This is a genomic window from Streptomyces longisporoflavus (assembly GCF_014649775.1).
GTDB lineage: Bacteria > Actinomycetota > Actinomycetes > Streptomycetales > Streptomycetaceae > Streptomyces > Streptomyces longisporoflavus.
On record NZ_BMTR01000001.1, the window covers coordinates 463,560 to 488,169 of the forward strand.

Consider the following 24,610-nt stretch of genomic DNA (forward strand, 5'->3'; position numbering starts at 1 on the left):
CTGCCGGTCCTCACTGACTTTCCCGAAGTCCGCTGTCCCGATATAGGCCGGATCTCTGCCTCGCCGGAAAGCATGACTATTCGGTTAGGGATTGATGCGGCGGGGCACCCCTCACAGGGCACTGAAGCCCACCCCACCCCATCACTTACGAAATGGAGCCCCCATGCGCGCGCTGTCCCTGGTCTGCACCCTGAATTCCTCGCCCACCGAGTCCAGCAGCGAAGCACTGTCCGATCAGGTCATGGCCGAATTCGGCAAGCTGGGTGTCGAGATCGAGACGGTCCGGGTGGCCGACCACGACGTCCACGCCGGCGTCGCCGCCGACCTGGGCAACGGCGACGCCTGGCCGGCCCTGCGCGAGAAGGTGCTCGGGGCCGACATCCTGCTGATCGCCACGCCGATCTGGCTGGGCCATCCGTCGAGCGTCTGCCAGCGCGTCCTGGAGCGCCTGAACGCCGACATGTCCGAGACCGACGACGAGGGCAGGCCCCTGATGTACGGCAAGGTCGCGGCGGTGGCCGTGGTCGGCAACGAGGACGGCGCCCACAAGGTGAGCGCGGACGTCTTCCAGGGCCTCAACGACATCGGCTTCACCCTGGCGGCCAACGCGGTCACCTACTGGGTCGGCGAGGCCAAGCACGGCACCGACTACCAGGACCTCGACAAGACGCCCGACTCGGTCTCCTCCGCCACACACGCCCTCGCGGTCAACGCCCACCACCTGGCCGAACTGCTCGGCAAGCAGCCCTACCCCGCGCCCTGACGTCCCCTCACCGGCCTGCTTCGGCACGAGAGGGGCAGGCGGGCTGAGCAGCGGGACGGTCACAAGGACAGGGGCGGAAGATGGAAGTGACGGCCGGGGACGTCGGGTACGCCTGCGTGGGGATAGGCGCTCTGCTCGCCGCGGTCCTGCCCAGACTGGTGGCACGGCAGCCCATGTCGATGCCGATGGTGTTCCTGGCCGTGGGCCTTCTGGTCTATCTGCTGCCGACCGGGCTTCCCGACCTTGATCCCTACCAGCACCGGGCGTGGGTCGAGCACCTCACCGAGGTGATCGTGATCGTGGCCCTGATGGGGGCGGGGCTGGCGATCAACAGACCGTTCGGCCGCCGGTCCTGGTCCACGGCGTGGCGCCTGCTGCTCATCACCATGCCGCTGACCGTCGTGGCCACCGCCCTTGTCGCCCGGGGCCTGGTGGGCTGGCCGCCGGCCGTCGCCCTGCTCATGGGTGCGGTGCTCGCACCGACCGACCCCGTGCTCGCAGCGGAGGTACGGGTGGGCGAGCCGACCGAGGGCGAGCACGACGAGGACGAGGTGCGCTTCGCCCTCACCGGAGAAGCGGGCCTGAACGACGGTCTGGCCTTCCCGCTGGTCCTGGCGGCTCTCGCGATGTTCGCCGCTTCGGAGACGGGCTGGTCCGGGGAGTGGGTGGGCCACTGGCTGTGGAGCGACGTGGTGCTGCGCGTCACGGTCGGAGTGGCGGTCGGCCTGCTGATCGGGCGGCTGCTCGGCTGGATGTTCTTCCGGGCGGGCTGGGAGGCGCTGCGGCTCTCCGAGCACAGGGAAGGGTTCGTCGCCCTCGCGGCGACCTTCCTCTCGTACGGCCTCACCGAAGTGCTGCACGGCTACGGATTCCTCGCCGTGTTCACGACGGCCTGCGCGATCCGGTCCGCCGAACGCGCCCACGGCTACCAGGTGGTGATGCACACCTTCATGGAACAGGTGGAGCGGCTGCTCACCGCCGGTGTGCTGTTCCTCATCGGAGGATTCATCGCCTGCGGCGGTCTGTCCGCGCTCTCCTGGGGCAGCGCGTCGACAGCCGTCCTGCTGCTGGTCGTGATCCGTCCGCTCACGGGCTGGATCGCCCAGCTGCGGGGCAGGACGACGCGGAAGGAGCGCGCGGTGACCTCTTTCTTCGGCGTACGGGGGATCGGGTCCGTCTTCTACCTGGCCTATGTGCTGGGAGAGGCGGACCTCGGTGCGTTCGAGGCGGAACTGTGGGCGGTGGTGACGTTCACGGTCCTGCTGTCGGTGATGCTGCACGGGGCCGCGGCCTCACCGGTGCTCAGGCGGCTGGACAGGTCGGCTCCCGCTGATCGGCGCGGGGCGGCCGGAGTCTATCCGTCCGGCCCGGGGGCACCCGGTGGGTGAGAGGACGCCGACCAAGGGGCAGACGTGGAAATCTCAGGTCTCATCAGTGCCGTACTCATCGGACTCGTCATCGGGGCATTAGGGCGCTTCGTCGTACCGGGACGGCAGCACATCGGCATTCTCTGGACGCTGGTCGTCGGTATCGCGGCGGCATTGATCGGCACGGCCGTCGCCATGGTCCTGGGCGTCGCGAACACCGACGGCGTCGACTGGGCGCAGTGGCTCATCCAGATCGGCCTCGCTGCCCTCGGCGTCGCCGCGCTGGGCAGGATGGACCGGCTCTCCTGAGGCGGTCGCGCCGGGCAGGGCGGTACGCCCCGGCGCGACCGCAGCTACCCGCTCAGGCCTCGATGCCCGCAGCCTCCCAAGGGCTGGGCCCGGTGCCGTCGAACCATGCTTCCAGCTCCTCGCCGTTCACGCACACGATGCCGCACTGCTGCGCGTACTCCAGGGCGGGAGCGGTGAAGTCGCTCGTCGTGACGAGCGCCGCGACGTCGGCTTCGTGGACCGTGAAGCACGTTCCCCCGAAGCGCTGGAGGTCCTGCGAGCCGACCTTGTTGCCGTCGCCGTAGAGCTTGCACTGGATGACGACGCGGAGCCCGTCGGAGGTGATCGCCACGACGTCGGCGCCCAGGTCGCCCGCGCCGCCCACCACTTCCACCTCCCGGCAGGCGTCACGGGCGCAGAGCCCGGCTATCGCGTGCTCGAAGCCGTCGGCATCCAACTCGTCCTGCGCGTCGGCTTGTACCTCGGACGGCGCTCCCGGGTCTGTCTGTGACGTCACGTCGGCCAGGCTGTCGGAGGCGCGTTCGGCCGCTTCCTCCAGGGCTTCGGCGGCCCGGCGCGCGTATCTCGCGGCGGAGAAGCGGCGCCACCGGGACCGGCACAGCACCGCGACGGCGACGCCCATCACGACGAGATAGGCGGACCACAGCGGGCGGCTCTCCAGGATGCTCGCCGCGGTCCGGCCCAGGGCCACCAGGCCGCACAGGATGATCGCGAGGAGCGCGAAGAACAGTGCGGTCGTCCGCAGACTGAAGCGCCGTTCACGGTTCGTGCGGCGAACCAGGCGCGTGGGTACGGTCATTGGGCTCCCTCACGGCGGACGTCAACGAAGATCACTTGTCTCCGTGTGCCCAAGATCAACGCACTCAAGATCTCCGGCTGACCGTCCTTGGGAGCCCCGCCCCGATTCCCCGGTCAGCCGACCGTCGGGGCGCGCTCGTCAGACCATTTCGGGTTGCGGCTCCGGCTGCGGTGTCGGGGTGGTCTTCGGCTCCCACAGCTTGGTGGTCCGTACATAGCCGTACACCACCGAGATCATCGCGAGGACGAGAAGCGGCCCGAACACCTCGGGATGCCTGGCCATCTGCATCGGCAGATAGCGGTACGACACCAGGAGCAGCGCGAAGACCGTTGTGCCGTAGGCGACCAGCTGGATTCCCGCCCGGTCCCAGCCGCGGTCGAGCGAGCGCAGCGCGGCGTCGATCGTGAACGCGAACACGACACCGGCGATGATGTCCACGCCGTAGTGGTAGCCGAATCCCAGCGTCGCGCCGAGCGTGGCTATCAGCCAGAACACACCCGCGTAGCGCAGGTGTCGTGGGCCCTTGCGGGAATGAATGAAGATCGTGGTGGCCCACGCCGTGTGCAGACTCGGCATGCAGTTGCGCGGGGTGATCTCGTCGAAGGGCATCGAGTGCGGCGTGGTGATCTGCGGTGTGGTGTGCGGCCACAGGTCGGCCAGGGCCCATTGCTGGCCGCCGGTGCCGAAAGCGCCGTCGCCGTAGGTGAAGATCGGTCCGACCACCGGGAAGATCATGTAGATGGCCGGCCCGAGAAGGCCGATCACCAGGAACGTGCGCACCAGGTGGTGGCCCGGGAAGCGCCGTTCGGTCGCCACATTGCGCAGCTGGTAGAGCGCGACGATCACCGCGGCCACCGCGAGCTGGATGTAGACGTAGTCGAGAACATGGGCGCCGATCGAGCCGGTGGCCGAGACCATCCGGCCCACCACCCATGACGGGTTGCCCAGCGCGTGGTCGGCCGTTGCCACGTACTGGTCGAGCACCGCGGGGCGGGTCTTCGACGTGATGAGCAGCCAGGTGTCACCGGTCTTGCGGCCCGCCACCAGAAGCAGGCTCAGTCCGACACCCTTGAGGAGCAGGACGCGTTCCTGGCCGGTGCGGCGCGTGACGGCGATGACCGCGCAGCCCAGGATCACCCACAACGCGCCGTTGCCGAACATCATTTGGGCGTCGACGGCCCAGCGGACCAGAAAGAAGACGATGTCGATGCCCACCGCGATGCCGAAGGCGATGAATCTCTGCCGCCAGGTGAGCACCACCATCATCAGCGCCATGCCTGCGTAGAGCAGCGGCCCCGACTTGGGCGCGAAGATCACTTCCCGCGCCTGGTTGGCGATCGGCCCCGCCACACCGTAGTGGCGCGCGGCGATCTCCAGTGCGACGAGGAATCCGAGGCCCACCACACTTGCCGCGGTCCACAGCAGCGCCCGTGGCTGACGCCACGCGACGAACATTGTTCTGAAGTTTTTTCGCGAAAACGCTCGAGATGCTGCAGATATCAATGTTTTGGCCGTTTTGTTAGGTGTCAGTTATTTGGCTCACTCTTCGTGCTAGATGGCATGTTTTTCTGCTGAATGGCGGCGATCACGGCACTCGTTGTGAGTTCGATCATGTTAGCTGAGCGTTGCGGCTGAGTTTCGCGGATCCCTGGATACCGTTGGCCCAGGGGTGCGTGGGATTCAATCCTCGCGCCAAGGGCCGGGGCGGAAAAGGCACTTCGTCAAATAACGGACACCGTGAGCGCCGCGAGATCAGTTGTAGGCGGCCCCGGCTTCGGCGTACTCGGGCCCTGGGGGAGCCGTGCGTGTGCCGGTGACGGCCAGGGCGATCAACGGCAGCAGGGTCAGGCCCGCGAAGACGGCGCCGACCAGGGCGGGGCCCGTCACACCCCGCGAGGAGGCGAGGGCCTGCCCGGCGAGCGCGGAGCCGGCCGCGATGCCGGTGTTGTAGGCGGACGTGGTCAGCGCCGAGGTGAGGGTGGGAGCGTCACCGGCGAAGCGGACCGCCAGGGCGGTGACGACCGGATTGATCGTGAACCCGGTCAGCGCCATCAGGAAGATCAGGGCGACGGCGGCGGCCGGGACGGTGGACAGCGGGATCAGCGCGAGCAGGACCAGCGAGGTCGCCGCGGCGGCCGGGATCGTCGTGGCCATCGGACGGCGGTCGCCGAACCGGCCGCCGATCGCGGTGCCCCCCAGCGCTCCGGCGCCGAAGGCGATCAGGACCAGCGGCACGGCGCCGGCCGGGATACCGGCGCGCTCGGTCAGCAGCGGAGTGATGTACGTGTACGTGGCGAGTACCCCGCCCATGATCAGGACGGCCGCGGCAAGGGCCGACCACAGCCGGCCCTGCCGCAGTGGCTGAAGCTCGCCGCGCACGGAGATACGGGCGCGCCGCTCCGTCCGGGGGAGGTAGCGGCCGATCACGGCGGCGGCGAGGGCGGCCAGTACGGCCAGCGCCCAGAACAGCCCGCGCCAGCCGGTGACGTGCCCGGCCAGGGACCCGGCGGGGACCCCGACGACGTTGGCCAGGGTCAGGCCGCCCATCATCACGCCGACGGCCCGGGCGGCGTTCGCGGGACCCGCGGAGGTGGTGGCTATGACGAAGCCGACGGCCCAGAACGCCCCGGTGGCCAGGGCGGTCACGAACCGGGCGGTCAGGACGACGGTGAAGGAGCCGGTGACGGCCGCGACGACGTGACCCGCGGCGAAGACCGCCAGGGCCAGGACGAGGGTGAGGCGCTGGGGCAGGCGCAGGGTGGCCAGGGCCATGGCCGGCCCGCCGACGATCATGCCGACGGCGAACGCGGTGATCAGCAGTCCGGCGCGGGAGACGCTGACGCCGAGGTCGGGGGCGATGTCCGGGAGGATGCCGGCGACGACGAACTCGGTGGTGCCCATCAGGAAGGTGCCGGCGGAGAGCACCCACACGACGAAGGGCAGCTTGCCCGGCGCGGGAGCGGCGGGGTGGGGCATGAGGGAGCTTCTTTCCGTGCTTGGAGGAGGGCGGTGGTCAGGTGGCGGGCTCGACGGTGAGCCGCTCGGCCGGTGCCGGGTGCCCGGCGGGGGTATCGGTGTGCCCGGGGACCGGGTGGTCCGCGGACGGGCCGGGGCCGTCCTGGTGGATGAGCGGCGGGTTGCCCCACGGCCGGTAGTACGCCAGGTCGCCGACCCCGGCCGTGGACGGCGCGGGGCGCCGTCGGCGGCGGGACAGCGCGGCGGACAGCCGATGCGCTCAGTGCCGTGAAAGCGCAGCGCCGTGGAAGCTCACTGCCGTGGAAGTTCAGTGCCGTGGAAGCCCTCCGGCCCGGGCTGAACGGAAGACGGTGGCCGCCTCGCCCGGCCCGGCACCCGGCCGGGCGAACAGCACCACGTCACCCAGCCAACCCGCTCCCGGCGCGCGCAGCGAGGCACCGTCGAAGGGTGTACCGCCAGTACATCCCTGTGGCCGCGTACGCGACGTACCGTCGAGGGCGTGGACAACCAAGCAGAGGTCCGCGAGTTCCTCACCTCGCGGCGAGCCAAGATCAGCCCCGCGCAGGCCGGCCTGCCCTCCGGCAGCCGGCGCCGGGTGCCGGGCCTGCGCCGCAGCGAGGTCGCCGCGCTTGCCGACATGAGCGTGGAGTACTACTCCAAACTGGAGCGCGGCAACCTCGCCGGCGCCTCCCCGGCCGTCCTCGAGGCCCTCGCCCGCGCACTCCTGCTGGACGAGGCCGAGCGCGCCCACCTGCTGAACCTGGCCCACGCGGCAGCCGGCTCCGACGTTCTCTCCCGCCCCCGGCGACGCTCTTCCCGGTGGAAAGCGCACCCCAGCCTGCAATGGACCCTGGACGCCGTCACCGCGGGCCCGGCCTTCGTCCGCAACGGCCGCATGGACGTGCTCGCCACCAACCAGCTCGCCCGCGCCTTCTACGACGACGTCTACGCCACGCCCCACAACCGGGCGAACCTGGCCCGCTTCAACTTCCTCGACCCCGCTTCCCGGCACTTCTACCCCGACTGGGAGCAGGCCGCCGACGTCGCCGTGTCGATCCTGCGCACCGAAGCCGGCCGCGACCCGCACGACAAGGACCTCCACGACCTCGTCGGTGAGCTGTCCACCCGCAGTGACGCCTTCCGAACCCGTTGGGGCGCACACGACGTCCGCCACCACGGCACCGGCACCAAACGCTTCCATCACCGGGCCGTGGGCGACCTCACTCTCGCCTACGAAGGACTGGAGATGGCCGCCGAACCCGGCCTCACCCTCACCATCTACACCGCCGAGCCCGGCTCCCCCTCCGAAGAGGGGCTACGCCTCCTCGCGACCTGGGCCGCCACCCGCGACGCCGACCACGCGGAGCCTTCCCCCGAGCGATCCGCCCACTGACCCGAAACGAGCCTCTTCCGCCCGCGGAAGCAGCCGGATCTCAAGCGGTGGAGCGAAGCCGGAGAACCTACACTGACGATCTCGGGGCTGTCACGGAGGTACCGCATGCCCCGCCCCGTCTGGTCCGGCGCGATCTCGTTCGGCCTCGTCACCATCCCGATCAAGGTTCTGCCTGCCACCGAGAACCACTCGATCTCGTTCCGGCAGTACCACCTCGAGGACATGAGCCGGGTCCGCACGCGCAAGGTGTGCGAGATCGACGGCAAGCAGCTCACGAACGCCGAGATAGGCAAGGGCTACGAGGTCAGCAAGGACACGATCGTCGCGGTCACCGACGCCGAGCTCGAAGAGATGCCGCTCCCGACCGCCAAGGCCATCGAGATCGCCGCGTTCGTGCGCTACGAGAGCGTGGACCCGGTCCGTATCGGAGAGGGCTACTACCTCCAGGCCGACGGCCAGGTCGCCGCCAAGCCCTACACGCTCCTGCGCAAAGCCCTCGAACGCAACAGCAAGGCCGCCGTCGCCAAATTCGCGTGGCACGGCAGGGAACGCCTCGGGCTGCTCCGCGTACAGGACGGGGTGATCGTGCTGCACGCCATGAAGTGGGACGACGAGGTACGCGATCCACAGGAGCTTGCTCCCAAGGCCGTCGAGGTGAGCGACGAGGAGATCGACAGGGCGGTGCTCCTCATCGACTCCATGACGACCGACGACATCACCGGCCATGAGTGGTCCACCGACCGCTACACCCAAGCCCTGGAGCAGGTCATCCGGGCGAAGGCCGGCGGGAAGAAGCCGCCGAAGCCGGCCGAGGAGAAGGCACCGGCCGGCCAGGTCCTTGACCTGATGGCCGCGCTCCAGGAGTCCGTCTCCAAGGCACAGGCCTCCCGCGGCGAGAGCGGCGGCAGCGGCAAGGACGCGACCGTCCACGAGATGCCGAAGAAGCGGGCCGCGAAGAAGACGACAGGGAAGAAGACGGCCGGCAAGAAGACCACGGCGAAGAAGACGACGGCCGGAAAGAAGACGACGGCGAAGAAGCGCGGAGCCTAGCGAGGCCGGTGTCAGGGCGGCTCGTGAGCGACTCGTGAGCGGCAGAAACGCGTTGCGGTGGCGGCAGGCGGGTCGGCATGCTCACTGCCGTGAATACTGCCCACGGCTCCGCCGACGCCACGATCGCCGTATCTGTCGGGGTGCGTGACCTGTCCCCCCGGGACCTGCCCGCCTGCACCTGGGCGGGTTCGGCCACCCATCTGCGCCACGTGGCAGCGGAATTGACGCGCGCGGCGGCCGGTGAGGTGGACTACCTGGCCGTATGCACCCCCGCGGATCTGCCGGTGGCCATCGGCGGCGTCGATTACGCGGTCTCGGAGAACGCCGGAACCCTGTGGCAGCTCGCCGTGCTCCCGGCACTCCAGTCCTGTGGCCTGGGCACACTGCTGATCCGGGGTGCGGAAGAGCGGATCCGCGGCCGCGGTCTGCGCCGGGCCGAACTCGCGGTGGAAGAGTCCAACTCCCGGGCACGTGCCCTGTACGAGCGTCTTGGCTACGTCGCGTACGGCCGCGCGCCGGACGGCTGGGACATGGAGGGGCCCGACGGGGTGATCCGTCGCCACGAGACGATGTGCGTTCTCATGCGCAAAGACCTATGAGTCGTTTGCGCGAGTGACCCCAACCGCAGGGGCGCGAGCAGCGCGGCCCGACGCCCGGGATAGCGTCCCTGTCCTTTGGACAAGTGAGAGGGACGTCGTGCGGTTTCGGGTACGTGGGCGCAGTGCCGGCCAGTGGATCACGTTCGGGGCGATCGCCTTCGGGTCGCTGTTCCTGGCCATCGGGCTGATCTTGGCGGGGGTGTCGGTCTCATACGTGGCGAATGGAAAGCATGCCCGGGGGACGGTGGTGTCGATGGAGTGGCGCAGCGACGGAGGTTCCGGCAAGCGCCGGGCGAACGACGGGCCGACGGCATACCCGGTCGTCCAGTTCACCTCGGCGGACGGCAGGTCGAGGACGTTCAGGGGATCGACGGGCTCCAATCCGCCTGCGTACGACCTGATGGAGCGAGTCGAGGTGCTGTACCGCGCCGATTCTCCCGAGGACGCGCGCATCAACAGCTTCTTCTCGCTGTGGCTGCTGCCACTGATCTTCGGTGGCATCGGGCTGCTGATCATCGGGATCGGCGTGACCATCGCGGTGGTCAGGCGCAGGCGGCCCGGCAGGACTGTCCGGCTCACCAAGGACCCGGCGGGGCAACCGGCGTGACGTGGTAGGTCTCCCGAAGTCCTGACGGTGGCCCCGCGCCGAACGCCGCCGCTACAGGCATGGAGTTGCCGGTGCGCCGGGCCCGTACCCGGCGTACCGCTGACCGACCGCGCAAGGAGTCCGGGCTCCGCCGGCATGGCGCGCCGCTTCCCATTTCCCGGTCATATACAGCTACAGTGCTTGCCCCCACGGCACGACCGACCAACTCCCCCCACGACTGCATCCCCAACTCCCGTACACCCGTACGTGGTTCCACCGGAAAGGGAAAGCCAGCCGTGTCTCGACGACCCCACCCCAGACCCGCAGCCGTCGCCTCCGCGGCCGCTGTGGTCATCCTCGCCCTCGGTATATCCGGCACCGCCCACGCCGCCGCGCCCACCGCGGCACCCAGCTCCGCCCGCCACATCAGCGACGACCCGGACCAGCCCGACAATCCCCTCTACGATGCCCCCGAGAGCCTGAACGCGCAGTCCGGGCGCGAGGCCGTCTCCCTGTCCTGGGGTTCGCTCTCCGCGGCCACGGCGTACGAGGTGTACCGGGCCGAGGCCGAGGGCACCGAGCCGGACGAGGTCGGCCCGTACAAGCTGCTCGCCACCGTGCCCGAGAGTTCGTACGTCGACAGTGACGCCGATCCCGACGTTGAGTACGCCTACAAGGTCCGCGCCCTGGACGACGCCGGTCACGTCTCGCCCTACACCGATCCCGTCCGCGGCACCCGGGACACCGTGGCGCCCCTCTCGCCGCAGGACCTCACCCTCGCCCGCGAGGACGAGCGTGGGGTGACGCTGACGTGGCGCAGCGGCAACTCCGACGCGGTGAAGTACGTGCTGTACCGCTTCGAGTCACCCAACTCCGCATACACCAAGGTCGGTTCGACGACGTCGCTGACCTTCCGTGACACCAAGGGTGAGCCGGGCCGCCAATACATATACGAGGTGCGCGGCGTCGACGCCGCCGGGAACGAGTCCCGGGGGTCGAACTGGGAGTACGGCACCAAGACCGTCACCGAGGCCACCGTGCCCACGGCTCCCACCGTGCAAGGCGGCGAACTCGTGGGCAGGAGGCTCGCCCTGAGGTGGTCTCAGAGCGCGTACGTACCGGTCTCCTCCTACACCGTCTACCGCTCCAAGACCTCCCCGGTGGACATCACCGACGCTGCCAACCGGGTGGGCACCACGACCCGTACCGAGTACACCGGCACGGTGGGCGAGAGCGAGGGCGAACGGGACTACCACTACGCCGTCGTCGCGACGACCCCGCACGGCGTCTCCTCGGCTGCTTCCGCCTCGGTCAAGCCGACGTACTCGGAGCCGCAGCCGCCGCGAGCCACGCAGTTCTACGAGGTCGCACCGGGTGCGGGCAGCGTGCGGCTCCAGTGGTACGCCGCTCCGTACGGCAGTGGTGAGGCGCCCGTGGCCGGCTATCGCGTCTACCGTTCCGCCGAGCCCGGAGTCACCAGGGAGAACGCCCAGTTCACCCACGTCACGAGCAGCACGGAGTACGTGGACCGCGGGCTGACGGCAGGCACGAAGTACTACTACGCCGTTGCCACGGTCGACGAGGACGGCGAGGAATCCGCGCTCTCGCCCGAGGCGTCGGCCACCCCGACCGGCTGACGCGCGACGGGCCGGGAGGCCGCTGCCTCCCGGCCCGGTCACGGCATGACACGCCATGACACGGCAACCTTTAACTGAACTGGTTAAGTAGTCTACGGGGGCAACGTTGTCATGCCGACGGGCCCGGTGGTCCGTATCGGAAGGGGTGGGGTCATGTACGCAGCACTCGACATCGGCGGGACCAAGATCGCGGGGGCACTCGTCGACGAGGAGGGAGGTGTGGTGGGGCGCGCCCAACGCCCCACGCCGGCAAAAGAGTCGGCCGGTGTGCTGATGGGGGCCGTCAATAGCGTGCTGGACGAGCTGGCCCGCGATCCCGGCTGGGGCATCGTCCAGGGGCTCGGCATCGCGAGTGCGGGGCCGGTCGACACGGCCGCCGGCGCCGTCAGTCCGGTCAACATCCCCGCGTGGCGCGGCTTTCCCCTGGTGGACGAGGTGCGCGCGCATCCCATGCTGTTCGCGGGCATCGAGCCCGTGCTGATCGGGGATGCCGTGGCGATGGCGGCCGCCGAGCACTGGCTGGGCGCGGCGCGCGGCTTCGACGACGCGCTGTGCATGGTGGTCTCCACCGGCGTCGGCGGCGGGCTCGTCCTCGACGGCCGCCTGCGTCCCGGCCCCTCCGGCAATGCCGGGCACATCGGCCACATCACCGTGGACCTGGACGGCGAGGCATGCCCGTGCGGTGCGCGGGGCTGCGTCGAGGGGATGGCCAGCGGCACGGCGATCGCACGGCACGCGCTCGCGACCGGCTGGGTCCCGCCGGCGGGAGAGCCGGCCACCGCCGCCACCGTGGCGCAGGGCGCCCGGCGCGGGGACGCCCTGGCGCTTGCGGCCTTCGACCGGGCGGCGAGGGCGCTTGCCGCCGCCATCGCCGCGACCGGCTCCCTCGTCGAGATCGGCGTGGCGGTGATCGGCGGGGGAGTGGCGCAGGCGGGGGACCTGTTGTTCACGCCGCTGCGGAGGCACCTGGACTCCTACGCCACCCTCGATTTCGTGCGGGGTCTCGAAGTCCGGCCCGCGGCCCTCGCGCAGGACGCGGGACTCGTCGGCGCCGCCGCCGCTGCCCGGCTGCTCGCCGACGCGCCGGGCCCTCACCGGCGACTCGACCCTGCTCCGGCGAAGGGCCGGTCCGCCTGGCGTGCTTCTGCACCACGCATAACTCCAGCCTGACTTAACCGGTTCTGTTCAAAGCGTTGTGGCGCGCCTCCGCGGCCCCTAATGTCGTGGCCGTCGCCGGGCGTACGAGGCGCGCCGCACGCGGGAGAGCACCGTGCCCGCATGCCCGCGCCGGCCCGCGCCGACCCGCAGCCCCTGACGACAAGCCACACCGCGCCCGTGGGTCCCGCACGCCCGCGAAGCCGACACCCCCGACCGGAACAGGAGCACTGGATGAGCCGTTTCCGAGCCGCCGCCGCGACGAGCGCCCTGCTCGCCGCCTGCGCATCCCTACTCGCCGTGGCCCCGCCCGCCCAAGCCGCCGAATCCCCCGGATTCCACGTCCAGGACGGACGACTGCTGGACGCCAACGACAAGGACTTCGTGCTCAGAGGCGTCAACCACGCCCACACCTGGTACCCCGACCGCACCGACCAGGCGCTGAAGGACATCAAGGCCAAGGGCGCCAACTCCGTACGCGTGGTGCTGAGTACGGGCGATCAGTGGACCAAGAACGACACCGCAGACGTGGCCCGCGTGGTGGACCAGTGCAAGAAGAACCGCCTCATCTGCGTCCTTGAGGCCCATGACACCACCGGTTACGGCGAGGCAGGCGCCGCGGCCCCGCTGTCCAAGGCCGTCGACTACTGGCTGGACGTCAAGGGCGCCCTCGTCGGCCAGGAGAAGTACGTCCTGGTCAACATCGGCAACGAGCCCTACGGCAACACCAACTACGCCGCCTGGACCGGCGACACGAAGACCGCCATCGGCCGCCTCCGGGCCGGCGGCATCGATCACACCCTGATGGTGGACGCCCCCAACTGGGGCCAGGACTGGTCCTTCACCATGCGGGACAACGCCGCCGGTGTCTTCGCCGCCGACCCGGACAAGAACACCGTCTTCGACATCCACATGTACGGCGTCTACGACACCCCGGCCGAGGTCAGCGACTACCTCAACCGCTTCAAGGCGGCCAAACTGCCCGTGGTGGTCGGCGAGTTCGGTGACATGCACTCCGACGGTAACCCCGACGAGGACGCCATCATGGCCACCGCCCAGTCGCTGGGCATCGGCTACCTGGGCTGGTCCTGGAGCGGCAACGGCGGCGGTGTCGAGTACCTGGACCTGGTGCGGAACTTCGACGCGGCCCAGCTCTCCGGCTGGGGCAAGCGCCTGTTCGACGGCGCCAACGGCATCAAGGCCACCGCCAAGGAGGCGAGCGTCTTCGCCGGTTCCGACGGCGGCGGGAGCGGTGCCTGCGCCGTCAGCTACCGCCTCAGCGACTGGGGCACCTCCTTCAACGCGGAGATCACCGTCCGCAACCCCTCCGCGCGCAACGTCGACGACTGGGCCCTGGACTTCGCCTTCCCCGCACAGCAAAAGATCAACTCGGTGTGGAACGCCAGGGCGACCCAGGACGGGGCCCGCGTGCACGTCACACCCGAGTCCTGGACGAAGTCCATACCCGCCGGCGGGTCGGTCAGCTTCGGCCTCAACGGCTCCTCCACCGGGAACAACGCCGTACCGGACGCCTTCACCCTCAACGGCAAGACCTGCGCCACGGCCTGAACCCCGGTTCAGTGTCCGGATGCGCGCACTTCGGCGGGCGGCCGGTAAGGTCGGCCGCTGAAGTGCGGAACCGGTACAGCAGGAGGGCGCATGAAACGGCCGACTATCGCGGACATCGCCCGCAGCGCGGGAGTCTCGAAGGTCGCGGTGTCCTACGCCCTCAACGACCAGCCCGGCGTCTCCGAGCAGACCCGCGCGAAGATCAAGGCCATCGCGCGGGAGGTGGGCTGGCGGCCGAGCAACGCCGCGCGCGCCCTCAACGGCGCGAAGGCCCGCGCGGTGGGCCTGGCCGTCTGCCGCCCCGCCCGCACCCTGAGCGTCGAGCGGTTCTTCATGGAACTGATCAGCGGCATCGAGTCCGAGCTCGCACCGCGGTCCATCGCGCTCATGCTGCAGACCGTCACCAGCCACGACGACGAGATCGAGCTCTACCGCCGCTGGTGGGGCGAGGGCCGGGTGGACGGCGCCCTGCTCGTCGACCTGCACGACGACGACGTACGCATTCCGGCCTTCGCGGCCATGGACCTGCCGGTGGTGGCCCTCGGCCCGCCCGAGGCGGCCGGCCCGGTGCCCGCCGTGTGGTCGGACGACGGCGCGAGCATCCACGAGACCGTCGCCTATCTGGCGGCTCTCGGGCACCGCCACATCGCGCGCGTCGCGGGCCTGCCACGGCTCGCGCACACGACCGTGCGCGACGCCGCGTTCGAGGCGGGCTGCCGCGCCGCCGGTCTGCCCGAGCCGGTGATGGTGCACACCGACTACTCGGGCGACGAGGGAGCGCGGGCCACCCGGGGGCTCCTGATCGCCGCGGAGCGCCCCACGGCGATCGTCTACGACAACGACATCATGGCGGTCGCCGGTCTGTCGGTGGCGCAGGAGCTGAGCCTCGACGTGCCGCGCGACCTGTCCCTGGTCGCCTGGGACGACTCACCCTTCACCCAGGTCGTACGTCCTCAACTCACCGCGCTGACAAGGGACATCGCCGAGTACGGGGCGTGCGCGGCGCGGATACTGCTGGCCGCCGTCGACGAGGAGCCCGTCGCGGACAGCCAGGTCCCGGCCGCCCGGCTGGTTCCCCGGGCCAGCACCAGCGCCCCGCAGCGCCGATAAGAAAGCGGGGGCGCCGCACACCCGGATGCACGAGGGGCGCCGCACACCTGGATGTACGACGCCCCCTCGCTCCGGTATCCGTGCCGCGGCTCAGGCCCGCGGCCCGCGCGGTGCCGCCGTGGACGCTCGGGGGGTCAGCGACGGTGTCGCGACCCTGCGCGGCGTCACCGCGCGGCCGGCGATGACATCGAACAGCTCGCGGGTGACCTCCGCCCCGAAGCCGTGCACGTCATGGCTCATCGCCGACAGCGTGGGATGCGTGAGCCGGCACAGCTGGGAGTCGTCCCACGCGAGCAGCGACAGCTCGTCCGGTACGGCCACGCCCATCTCGGCGGCGACCCCCAGACCGGCCACGGCCATGAGGTCGTTGTCGTAGACGATGGCGGTCGGACGGTCACGGAGCAGGAGCAGCGAGCGCGTCGCGCGGGCCCCCTCCTCGCCGGCGAATCCGGTCGACACCTGCGGACTCGGCTCCAGGTCCAGCTCCCGCAGGGTCGTCAGGAACGCCTGCTCGCGGATGGCGCTGTGTCCCAGGCCCGAGGGCCCGCCCACGCGTGCGATGCGCCGGTGGCCCAGGGCGGCGAGGTAGCGCACGGCCTCGGCCACCGCGCTGGCGTCATCGGTCCATACCGAGGGGATTCCGCCGGTCAGGTCGGGATGCCCCACGGCCACCGCCGGGATCCCGAGGCGCTTGAGCGGTTCGATCCGCGGGTCGTCCTGGTGGAAGTCGACCAGGATGGACCCGCCGATCTGCCTCTTGCGCCACCAGGTCTCCTGCAGGTCGATCTCCTCGTCCAGGCTGCTGACCAGGCGAAGAAGCAGGGAGCAGGACTGCTGGGCAAGGACGCTCTCGATGCCGGAGATGAACTCCATGTAGAACGGCTCCAGGCCCAGCAGCCGGGCCGGCCTGCACAGGGCGAGGCCGATGGTGTCGGTCCGCTGCGTGGAAAGGCTGCGGGCCGAGGAGTTGGGCGCCCAGCCCAGGTCCCGGGCGACGGCGAAGATGCGTTCGCGTGTCGGTTCCGAGAGCCCGGGCTTGTTGTTGAAGGCGATCGAGACCGCCCCCTTGGACACCCCGGCGGCGGCCGCGACGTCCTTGATGGTGATGCGCTGGGTGGGAGCGCTCACGCGGGTTCCACGCAGAACAGGGCCGCCCGGATGGTGTTGGCCCCCGCGCCCTGCGCCCCGTGCACGCGGATGCGGACCTGCTCGCCCGGCAGGAGCGTGATCAGGCCGCGGTCGGCGGTCGCGCGGGGGGCGATGCGGTCGGGCTGCAGCAGCAGGTCGCGTACGAGGGTCTGCGCGCTGACCACGACGTCGACGGTGTTCCGGTCGCTGCCCACGGTCTCCACGGCGACGTCGTAGCGCGGCTCGGGGTAGCCGAACTCCCGGTCCCGTACCGGCACATGGAGGGCTCGCAGTTCGTCGCAGTCGGCGACCAGGTACTCCTTGGCGGAACCCGCGGCGGGCAGGACCTCCGGCGGAACCGCAAGGCGCAGTACCTCGCGCGGCGGGGCGGTCAGTTCGAGCGACAGACGCGCCGCGAGCGTGCCGTCGGCGTGCATCAGGCGCAGCGTGACGGAGGCCTCCCACGCCTCGGCGCCCTGGTTGGCAAGTACCAGCTCGGTTCCGTCGGTTCCGTCGGTTCCGGGCTGGAGGGTCAGGAGGCGGTCGGCGTAGACGCGGCGCAGCTCGTGGTGGAGCGGCTTGAGCCGGCCCTCGCCGTCCACGGCGGACCAGGAGCTGACCGGCCAGCAGTCGTTGAGCTGCCACACGATGGTTCCGGCGCAGCGCGGCCAGTTCGCCCGCCAGTGCTCGATGCCGGTGGCGACGGCGCGGGCCTGGACGACCTGGGTGAGGTAGTGCCAGCGGTCGAAGTCGCCCCGCGGCAGGGCGAAGTGGCGCTCCACACCGCGGTTGAGCTTGCCGTTGCCGTCCTCCGCCTTCTGGTGGTGCAGCATGCCGGGGGAGTCCGGGGCGAGGTCCTCGCCGGGCAGGGCGTCGCGCAGTGTCGCCATGGCCGGGGGCGCCTGCCAGCCGAACTCGGAGACGAACCGCGGCACGTCCGCGCGGTATTCGGTGTAGTCCTGCCGGTTCCACACCTCCCACGAGTGGTAGGTGCCGTGGTCGGGGTCGTTGGGGTGGTGGTCCCAGGATCCGGACCACGGGCTGCCCGCGGTGTAGGGCCGGGTGGGGTCCAACTCGGCGACCACGCGCGGCAGAAGCCCGAGGTAGTACCCCTCGCCCCAGGAGTCGCCCGCGAGTGTGTCCTCCCACTCCCAGTCGCGAAAGCCCCACAGGTTCTCGTTGTTGCCGTTCCACACCACCAGGCTGGGATGGGGCATGAGCCGTACGACGTTCTCGCGGGCCTCCGCCTCGACCTCACCGCGCAGCGGTTGTTCCTCGGGATAGGCGGAGCAGGCGAAGAGGAAGTCCTGCCAGACCATCAGGCCCAGCTCGTCGCAAATGTCGTAGAAGGCGTCGTCCTCGTAGATGCCGCCGCCCCAGATGCGCACGAGGTCGATGTTGGCGTCGGCGGCCTGGGTGAGGCGGGTGCGGTAGCGCTCGGGGGTGATCCTGGAGGGCAGGACGTCGTCGGGGATCCAGTTCACGCCGCGTACGAACACGCGCTCGCCGTTGACGACGAACGTGAAGCCGGTGCCGTGCTCGTCGGGGCTCTGGTCGAGTTCCAGGGTGCGAAAGCCCACCCGGCGCTGCCATGTGTCGAGCGCGGAGCCCGGTGCGGGGGCGGTGCGGCCGGCGGGGGCATCGTCGGTGTGCAGCGTCAACCCGACGTCGTACAGCGGCTGTTCGCCGTAGCCGCGCGGCCACCACAGCTGTACGTCCGGTACGTCGAGTACGAGTGTGACGGCATCGCCCCGCACGTGGGCCAGGGTCTCGACTCCCGCCACGGTGGCACGGGCGACGAGCGGGCGGTCCGCGCCCTGTGCGGTGCGCTCCAGGTCGACGCGCAGTTCCACGCGCCCCGTTCCGTCGTGGACCGTGACCAGCGGCCGGACCCGGGCGATGCGCGCCGTGGACCAGTGCTCGACTCGCACCGGGCGCCACATGCCGGCCGTCACCACGGTCGGCCCCCAGTCCCAGCCGAAGCTGCACGCCATCTTGCGGATGTACTGGAAGGGCTCGGGATAGACGTTGGGGCGCTCGCCGGTCGATGCCCGGACGGAGGCCGCCTCGTCGTAGGCGGACGCGAACTCGACCCGCAGCTCGCCGCTGCGGCCGGTGACGTCGAACCGGTAGGAGCGGTGCATGTTGCGCGTGCTGCCCAACTCCTGTCCGTCCAGGCTGATGCGGGCGGCGGTGTCGAGGCCGTCGAAGACCAGGTCGGTGCGTTCGTGTGCCTGCGCGGTCGCGAGTTCCCCGGCGGCACCGAGGGTGTGCGTGTACGTCCAAGAACGCCGCCCCACCCAGGCGATGTCGTTCTCGTTCGTACCCAGGAAGGGGTCGGGGATGAGGCCTGCGGCGAGCAGATCGGTGTGGACGCAGCCGGGGACACGGGCATCGAGCTGTGCCCCGTCGTGGCTGAGACTCCAGCCTTCCGTCAGCTGGGTGACGTCCTTCATTTGTGGCTCCAATCGGACAGACACAGGCCGTGCTCGTATGCGATGTGCGTCAACCTAACCCCGAGTTGGTTAACCGGTCCAGTCCTCAGGTGCTGATCGAGGGGCCGCGCGACAACCCAGGTGGAGGGCTTTCCGGGGCAACTGGGCGCGGACCACCCGGTAACGATTGGGTATCGCGCTGGAAATCGGAGCTTTACCGGTTCACGTATCGCTGACATAGTGCCGTCAGCCGCTGGGGCCTGAGCCGTAACCCTTGAAAGGAGTTGGGCACATGAGGAGGAAGCCGCTGAGCGCAGCGCTGCTTGCCACCGCGCTGCTGACCGTCGCGGGGTGCAGCGGGGGAGGGGCTCCGTCCACCGAGACGGCCACCGCACCCTCGGACGCGGACAAGGTGTCGGGCAGCATCAAGGTGCTCACCAACCGCACCGACCTCGTGCAGGACGGCACGATGAAAAAGTACGCCGCCGCGTTCAACAAGATCTACCCCAAGGTGAAGGTCAGTTTCGAGGGCATCACCGACTACGAGGGGGAGGTCAAGATCCGGATGAACACGGAGAACTACGGCGACGTCCTCCTCATCCCCGGCGTCATCGCCAAGGGCGACTACCCGAAGTTCTTCGCCCCGCTGGGCAGTACGGGCTCGATGAAGAAGAAGTACCGCTTCACCGGCAAGACCGACGTCGGCGGCAAGACCTACGGCATCGCCAACTTCGGCACCGCCAACGGCTTCGTCTACAACAAGGCGTTGTGGAAAAAGGCCGGCATCACCGACTGGCCCACCACCCCGGCCCAGTTCCTCGACGACCTGAAGACGGTCAAGGACAAGACGGGCGCCACGCCCTACTACACCAACTTCAAGGACGGCTGGACGCTGGCAGGACCCTGGACCAACAGCGTCGGCTCGCCGAGCTGCGACGCCCGGGCCTGGGACGCCCTGGCCGCGGCCGACAAGCCGTGGGCCGAAGGCGGCGATCTCGACGTGGTGGACACCCTGTTGCACGACGTCGTCCGCGGCAAGCTCTCCGAGAAGGACCCCACCACCACCAACTGGGAGAGCTCCAAGACGCAGCTGGCCAAGGGGCAGATCGGCAGCATGCTGCTCGGCTCCTGGGCCATCAACCAGATGCGCGACGCCGCGAAGAAGGCGGGCGAGAAGCCGGACGACATCGGCTTCATGCCGTTCCCCGTCCAGAAGAACGGCCAGTTCTGCGCCACGATGGTCTCGGACTACCAACTGGCGGTCAACGCGCACTCCGAGCACAAGAGCGCCGCGCGTGCCTGGCTCGACTGGTTCACCGAGAAGTCCGGCTTCGCCGCGAAGGAGGGCGGTATCTCCGCCCTGAAGGCGGACAAACTGCCCGAGGTCCTCAAGCCCTACGAGGACAACGATGTCAAGCTGGTCGAGCGGTCCGAGGCCAAGACGGAGGACGTCAACGCCATCGACGACGCCGCTGAGATCGGCCTGAGCAAGCAGGACTACCGGCAGAAGCTGATAGACATCGCGCGCGGCGCGCAGGACGGCGATCTGCAGGGGTACTTCGACGACCTGAACAAGCGGTGGGCCGACGCTGCGGCGGCCGCGGGTTCCTGAATCCGGCACGCACGGGGCCCCGCGCCGCCCGCGGGGCCGGGCCCCACGCCTGCCGACCCGTCCCGGTCCAGGACCGCCCAGCTGTCGCGCACCGCCTGCTCACTCGTCGCGGAACACGAAAGGCCCGCCCGCCATGACGCACACGACATCCACCGCGCCGCCGGCGTCGCACGAACCTCCCCCGGCAGCGGCGGCCCGTCGCCGGACCAAACGCCGCACCGGGCCCGCCCGTTCCTGGCGTGACCATCCGCTGCGCCGCATCACTCCGTGGCTGTTCCTCCTCGCGCCGCTGGCGCTGCTCGTCACGTTCACCTACGTGCCCGTGGCCAACATGATCTATTACAGCTTCACGGACTGGGACGGGGTCAGCCCCGACCGTAACTTCACCGGGGTCGAGAACTACACCCAACTGTTCACGCGGCCCGAGCTGTTCCGGGTCTTCTTCGTCAGCTTCTACTACCTCGCCGCTTCCGCCGTACAGATCGTGATCGCGCTGTACTTCGCGACGGTGCTCAGCTTCGACCTGCGCTTCCGCAACCTCTTCAAGGGGATCCTGTTCTTCCCCTACCTCATCAACGGCGTCGCCATCGGCTTCGTCTTCCTCTACTTCTTCCAGGACGGCGGCACCCTCGACTCGATCCTGTCCTGGTTCGGCGTCGGCGGCGACCACGCCTGGCTCGGCGACCCCGAGTCGGCCAACACCTCCCTCGCGGGGGTGTCCGTGTGGCGCTTCACCGGCCTCAACTTCGTGCTCTTCCTGGGGGCGATCCAGTCGATCCCCGGCGAGCTGTACGAGGCGGCGCAACTCGACGGCGCCGGCCGCTGGCAGCAGTTCCGGCACATCATCGCGCCGAGCATCAAACCCGTCCTGAGCCTCAGCGTCATCCTGGCGATCTCCGGCTCACTGGCCGTCTTCGAGATCCCGTACATCATGACCGGCGGCGCGACCGACACCTCGACCTTCGTCATCCAGACGGTCAAGCTCGCCTTCCAGTTCAACAAGACAGGCCTGGCGTCGGCCAGCGCCGTCGTGCTGCTCCTGATCATCCTGCTGGTCACCTGGATCCAGCGCCGGATCGTGCCCGACGACAAGGTGGACCTCGTATGACCACGCTCTCCACGCCCACCCGGCCCGCTGTCTCCGGCAGGCGGACCACCGCCCCCGGCAAACGGCCCCGGGTCGGCACGGCGCTGACCTACCTCTCGCTGATCGTCGCCTCGCTCGTGGTGCTCGTCCCCCTGGCCGTCGTCTTCCTCACCTCGCTCAAGACCTCCCGCGAGGTGACGGACGGCGGCGCGATGAGCCTGCCGCGGGACTGGCTGAACTTCTCCAACTACGCGACCGCCTTCAACGACGGCAAGATGCTCACGGCGTTCGGGAACACGGCGTTCATCCTGTTCTTCTCGATCACGGGCACCGTGCTCATCGGGTCCATGACGGCGTACGCGATCGACCGCTTCGACTTCCGGCTCAAGAGGACGGTCATGGCCCTGTTCCTGATCGCCACGCTGGTCCCCGGCGTGACGACGCAGGTGGCGACCTTCCAGGTGGTCAACAGCTTCGGCCTCTTCGACACCCACTGGGCGCCCATCCTGCTCTACATGGGCACCGACATCGTGTCGATCTACATCTTCCTGCAGTTCATCCGGTCCATCCCCACCTCGCTCGACGAGGCCGCCCGCCTCGACGGCGCGAACACCTTCACGATCTACCGCAAGATCATCCTGCCGCTCCTGAAGCCGGCCATCGCCACCGTCGTCATCGTCAAGGGCATCACGACGTACAACGACTTCTACATCCCGTTCCTCTACATGCCCTCCGAGGACAAGGGAACGATCTCCACCGCCCTGTTCCGCTTCAAGGGCCCCTTCGGCGCCCACTGGGAGAACATCTCCGCGGGAGCAATCCTCGTGATCCTGCCGACACTTCTCCTCTTCCTCTTCCTCCAGCGCTACATCTACAACGGCTTTGCGCAGGGGGCTACGAAGTAGCGGTGTTCACCCGGAGGGTGAGGGGGTGGGCGTCGCCGAGTTCTCTGCGACACTCCTCGGCCAGAGCGGCCAACAGGGTGAGGGCGCTGTCCCGGCCGGTGGACAGGCCGACCATGCGGGCATGGTCGAAGCGGGTCGCCAGAGTGCGCGGGTGGTGGGGGCCGTGAAGTTCCTGCTGCTCGGCGATGACGCACGCCAGTCGGCGAGCGGCCGTTCCCGGGTCGCCGGCCTCCCCGATGAAGCGCGCGAGCTGATGCCGGGTGCTCAAGGCCCGGGAGTGCCGTCCGAGGATGAGTTCCTGGTCGGCGAGTACGGCTTCGAGCTGCTGGACGGCCCCGGCGGGATCACCGGTCAGGCCGGTGAGGACAGCGATCTCGTGCCGCGTGGTGAGGACATGGGGGTGGGACGGGCCGATGACCCGTTCCTGGTCTGCCAGCGTTCGCCGCAATTCCTCCAGCGCTTCCGTCTCGTGGCCCGCGAGCCCCAGGGCGCGGCCGAGTTCCTGTCGGGTGAGGAGGACCTCCATGTGCTCCTTGCCCAGGATCCGTTCCTGATCCGGCAGAAGCGCGCGATACCTCCGTACGGACTCGGCGAAGTCCCCCGATTCCCTGCTGGAGCGCGCCAGCACCCTGCGAGTTCCCAGTGTCTGCTCGTGCTCGACGCCCAGGATGCGCTCCCGGTCCGGTACGAGCTGCTCCAGGATGTCGGATGCCCGGACGATGTCTCCGGCTTCGAGGAGGTAGCGGGCGATGTCGTTACGGGCGACGAGGGTCGCGGGGTGGTCGTCGCCGAGCTCGCCGCGGCGCTGTTCGAGAGCGGACCACAGTGCCCGGACGGCTGTCGCGGGGCGGCCGGCGTTGCCGAGTGCCACGGCATGCGCGTACTCGGCTTCGGGTACCCCGCTGCGGCGTGCGAAGTCGAATGCCTCGACCGCGATGGTCGTGCGCATCAGGTGCACGGCAGCCCACCCGATACCGAACGACTCGTCGGGTGAGGCCGTGGCCAGCAGAGCGCGCCAGCTGGTTTCGGGGACCGGGGGCAGCCAGGCCAGGTCGATCAGATAGTCGAAGGCCAGGTAGCCGCCGTCCGCCGGGAGCAGGAGGCTGCTTGCCCCGTGCACGGCCGATGTGGCCCAGCCGAAGGCCGCTTCCGGGGATTCGGGGCGCAGAAGGGGGCCGCCTCGCCGGGCCAGGTAGTCCTCGTGCAGTCGCAACAGGAACTCCTCGCCTATCGGACGGTGCAATCCCATGCGCCGGCAGTCCACTGCGGCCGCGACGACGGCGGCGCCGCGCGGGTGTCCGCCCGCCTGCCAGGCATGCTTCCAATCAGTAACCAACTCGGGCCCCGCCGCGAGGAGTTCGGCCACCCCGAACCGGCTGGCGCCTTCGGTTGCCGCCCTGACGCGCGGGTCGTCCACGGAAGATCGCGCCAGCCGCACTTCACGCCGGGTCCACAGGCGGTCCAGCTCGACGGGATCATGTGCCATGAGGAGTACTTCGCGGCCAGCCTGCCAGGTAGCGGCCTCTGTCACGTCGCGTCGTCGGGCGCTGTACCGGTCGAATTCCCTGCTGCGCATCGAGGCGATCAGAGAAACGTGACGGCGTGGCCCGGCGAGCATGGTGGTGACCATGTCCGCGGTCAGTCCTCCTGCTTGCAGGAACTGATCGAACTCATCGCACCACACCACGCAGGCGCGGGTGGCGGCCACCTGCTCCGTCAATGCCCGCAGGTCCTGCGTCGGCCGCGCGTGGAAGAACCTGCGCTCGGGTGCCGCGACTTTCATCGCCTCGAACGCCAGCCGCGACTTGCCGGCCGTCGATTCACCGATGATCAGGAGGAAGCCACCTGCGGCGATGCGGCGTCTGACGTCATCGAACCTGTCTCTGCGGACGAAGTCGGGCAGACGGTCTGCGGCGGTTACTGAGCCACCGCGAACCGCGGCGGGGTGAACGCCGAGAGCGATGGGGTCCAAGACGTCCCGCACGCGGGACGGCCTGAGACGTCCATGCGCCCGGGGAAGTCGGCGGCGCAGGGCCAGTGCGTGTTGGGCTTCAGCGGTGAACACTCCGGTCAAGGCCGCGCCCGCTGCCGCGACGACAGCCGTGGCCCAGCCCGGTAACCACACTGCTG

General features: G+C 69.7%; 20 protein-coding genes. 14 read left to right on the forward strand and 6 right to left on the reverse strand.

Going from position 1 to position 24,610, the window contains the following annotated elements; all coding sequences use genetic code 11:
• Positions 1 to 163 precede the first annotated feature (163 nt).
• The 3 genes from IE226_RS02195 (at position 164) to IE226_RS02205 (ending at position 2,439) form a co-directional block, all read left to right on the forward strand.
• Entirely contained in the window at positions 164 to 763 is a 600-nt protein-coding gene (locus tag IE226_RS02195) for a flavodoxin family protein (protein ID WP_190079187.1), read from the forward strand.
• 80 nt (positions 764 to 843) lie between these two features.
• The gene (locus IE226_RS02200) at positions 844 to 2,151 is read left to right on the forward strand and encodes a cation:proton antiporter (protein ID WP_190079188.1); all 1,308 of its coding nucleotides are present in this window, start codon (positions 844 to 846) and stop codon (positions 2,149 to 2,151) included.
• A 24-nt stretch (positions 2,152 to 2,175) separates the two neighbouring features.
• A complete protein-coding gene (locus tag IE226_RS02205) occupies positions 2,176 to 2,439 on the forward strand; it encodes a GlsB/YeaQ/YmgE family stress response membrane protein (protein WP_190079189.1) in 264 nt (87 codons plus the stop codon).
• 52 nt (positions 2,440 to 2,491) lie between these two features.
• Here the strand turns inward: IE226_RS02205 and IE226_RS02210 are convergent, their stop codons facing one another.
• The 3 genes from IE226_RS02210 to IE226_RS02220 all read right to left on the reverse strand — a co-directional run bounded on the left by IE226_RS02210 (position 2,492) and on the right by IE226_RS02220 (position 6,214).
• Positions 2,492 to 3,238 carry a restriction endonuclease gene (locus tag IE226_RS02210; protein WP_190079190.1) on the reverse strand — a complete coding sequence of 249 codons (747 nt, stop codon included), beginning with the start codon at positions 3,236 to 3,238 and terminating at the stop codon, positions 2,492 to 2,494.
• Positions 3,239 to 3,376: 138 nt separating this feature from the next.
• Positions 3,377 to 4,693, reverse strand: coding sequence for a phosphatase PAP2 family protein (locus tag IE226_RS02215; RefSeq protein WP_190079191.1), 1,317 nt, complete (start codon positions 4,691 to 4,693; stop codon positions 3,377 to 3,379).
• Between the two features lie 297 nt (positions 4,694 to 4,990).
• Positions 4,991 to 6,214 (reverse strand): MFS transporter, encoded by a 1,224-nt coding sequence (locus IE226_RS02220; RefSeq protein ID WP_190079192.1) that lies wholly within the window; start codon positions 6,212 to 6,214, stop codon positions 4,991 to 4,993.
• 499 nt (positions 6,215 to 6,713) lie between these two features.
• Between IE226_RS02220 and IE226_RS02225 the strand changes: the two genes are divergently transcribed.
• From IE226_RS02225 to IE226_RS02260, 8 genes are all read left to right on the forward strand, one after another.
• On the forward strand, positions 6,714 to 7,607 hold the full coding sequence (locus tag IE226_RS02225) for an MmyB family transcriptional regulator (protein WP_190079193.1): 894 nt from the start codon (positions 6,714 to 6,716) through the stop codon (positions 7,605 to 7,607).
• A 105-nt stretch (positions 7,608 to 7,712) separates the two neighbouring features.
• On the forward strand, positions 7,713 to 8,657 hold the full coding sequence (gene ku, locus IE226_RS02230; RefSeq protein ID WP_190079194.1) for a non-homologous end joining protein Ku: 945 nt from the start codon (positions 7,713 to 7,715) through the stop codon (positions 8,655 to 8,657).
• Positions 8,658 to 8,734: 77 nt separating this feature from the next.
• Positions 8,735 to 9,256, forward strand: a complete 522-nt coding sequence (locus IE226_RS02235) for a GNAT family N-acetyltransferase (RefSeq protein ID WP_190079195.1) — start codon at positions 8,735 to 8,737, stop codon at positions 9,254 to 9,256.
• A 253-nt stretch (positions 9,257 to 9,509) separates the two neighbouring features.
• Positions 9,510 to 9,863 (forward strand): DUF3592 domain-containing protein, encoded by a 354-nt coding sequence (locus IE226_RS02240; protein WP_444546069.1) that lies wholly within the window; start codon positions 9,510 to 9,512, stop codon positions 9,861 to 9,863.
• A gap of 275 nt (positions 9,864 to 10,138) precedes the next feature.
• On the forward strand, positions 10,139 to 11,479 hold the full coding sequence (locus IE226_RS02245; RefSeq protein ID WP_190079197.1) for a fibronectin type III domain-containing protein: 1,341 nt from the start codon (positions 10,139 to 10,141) through the stop codon (positions 11,477 to 11,479).
• Between the two features lie 153 nt (positions 11,480 to 11,632).
• Positions 11,633 to 12,649 (forward strand): ROK family protein, encoded by a 1,017-nt coding sequence (locus IE226_RS02250; RefSeq protein ID WP_229870340.1) that lies wholly within the window; start codon positions 11,633 to 11,635, stop codon positions 12,647 to 12,649.
• A 219-nt stretch (positions 12,650 to 12,868) separates the two neighbouring features.
• On the forward strand, positions 12,869 to 14,203 hold the full coding sequence (locus tag IE226_RS02255; protein ID WP_190079199.1) for a cellulase family glycosylhydrolase: 1,335 nt from the start codon (positions 12,869 to 12,871) through the stop codon (positions 14,201 to 14,203).
• A 90-nt stretch (positions 14,204 to 14,293) separates the two neighbouring features.
• Complete coding sequence (locus IE226_RS02260) at positions 14,294 to 15,313, forward strand: LacI family DNA-binding transcriptional regulator (RefSeq protein ID WP_190079200.1); 1,020 nt, start codon at positions 14,294 to 14,296, stop codon at positions 15,311 to 15,313.
• Between the two features lie 90 nt (positions 15,314 to 15,403).
• Here the strand turns inward: IE226_RS02260 and IE226_RS02265 are convergent, their stop codons facing one another.
• Both IE226_RS02265 and IE226_RS02270 read right to left on the reverse strand, forming a co-directional pair.
• Positions 15,404 to 16,441: a LacI family DNA-binding transcriptional regulator gene (locus tag IE226_RS02265; protein WP_190079201.1), complete on the reverse strand. Its 1,038-nt coding sequence runs from the start codon at positions 16,439 to 16,441 to the stop codon at positions 15,404 to 15,406.
• Complete coding sequence (locus IE226_RS02270; RefSeq protein ID WP_190079202.1) at positions 16,438 to 18,897, reverse strand: glycoside hydrolase family 2 protein; 2,460 nt, start codon at positions 18,895 to 18,897, stop codon at positions 16,438 to 16,440. Before IE226_RS02270 ends, IE226_RS02265 begins: the two co-directional genes overlap by 4 nt.
• Before the next feature lie 271 nt (positions 18,898 to 19,168).
• On the opposite strand from IE226_RS02270, the gene IE226_RS02275 reads away from it, so the two are divergent.
• From IE226_RS02275 to IE226_RS02285, 3 genes are all read left to right on the forward strand, one after another.
• On the forward strand, positions 19,169 to 20,488 hold the full coding sequence (locus IE226_RS02275) for an ABC transporter substrate-binding protein (protein ID WP_190079203.1): 1,320 nt from the start codon (positions 19,169 to 19,171) through the stop codon (positions 20,486 to 20,488).
• 133 nt (positions 20,489 to 20,621) lie between these two features.
• On the forward strand, positions 20,622 to 21,596 hold the full coding sequence (locus IE226_RS02280; protein WP_190079204.1) for a carbohydrate ABC transporter permease: 975 nt from the start codon (positions 20,622 to 20,624) through the stop codon (positions 21,594 to 21,596).
• Positions 21,593 to 22,480 carry a carbohydrate ABC transporter permease gene (locus IE226_RS02285; RefSeq protein WP_229870341.1) on the forward strand — a complete coding sequence of 296 codons (888 nt, stop codon included), beginning with the start codon at positions 21,593 to 21,595 and terminating at the stop codon, positions 22,478 to 22,480. The genes IE226_RS02280 and IE226_RS02285 overlap by 4 nt, the downstream gene beginning before the upstream one ends.
• Here IE226_RS02285 and IE226_RS02290 read toward each other — a convergent pair.
• Entirely contained in the window at positions 22,470 to 24,464 is a 1,995-nt protein-coding gene (locus IE226_RS02290) for a tetratricopeptide repeat protein (protein WP_190079205.1), read from the reverse strand. The two genes, IE226_RS02285 and IE226_RS02290, sit on opposite strands and share 11 nt — an antisense overlap.
• Between the last annotated feature and the right edge of the window lie 146 nt (positions 24,465 to 24,610).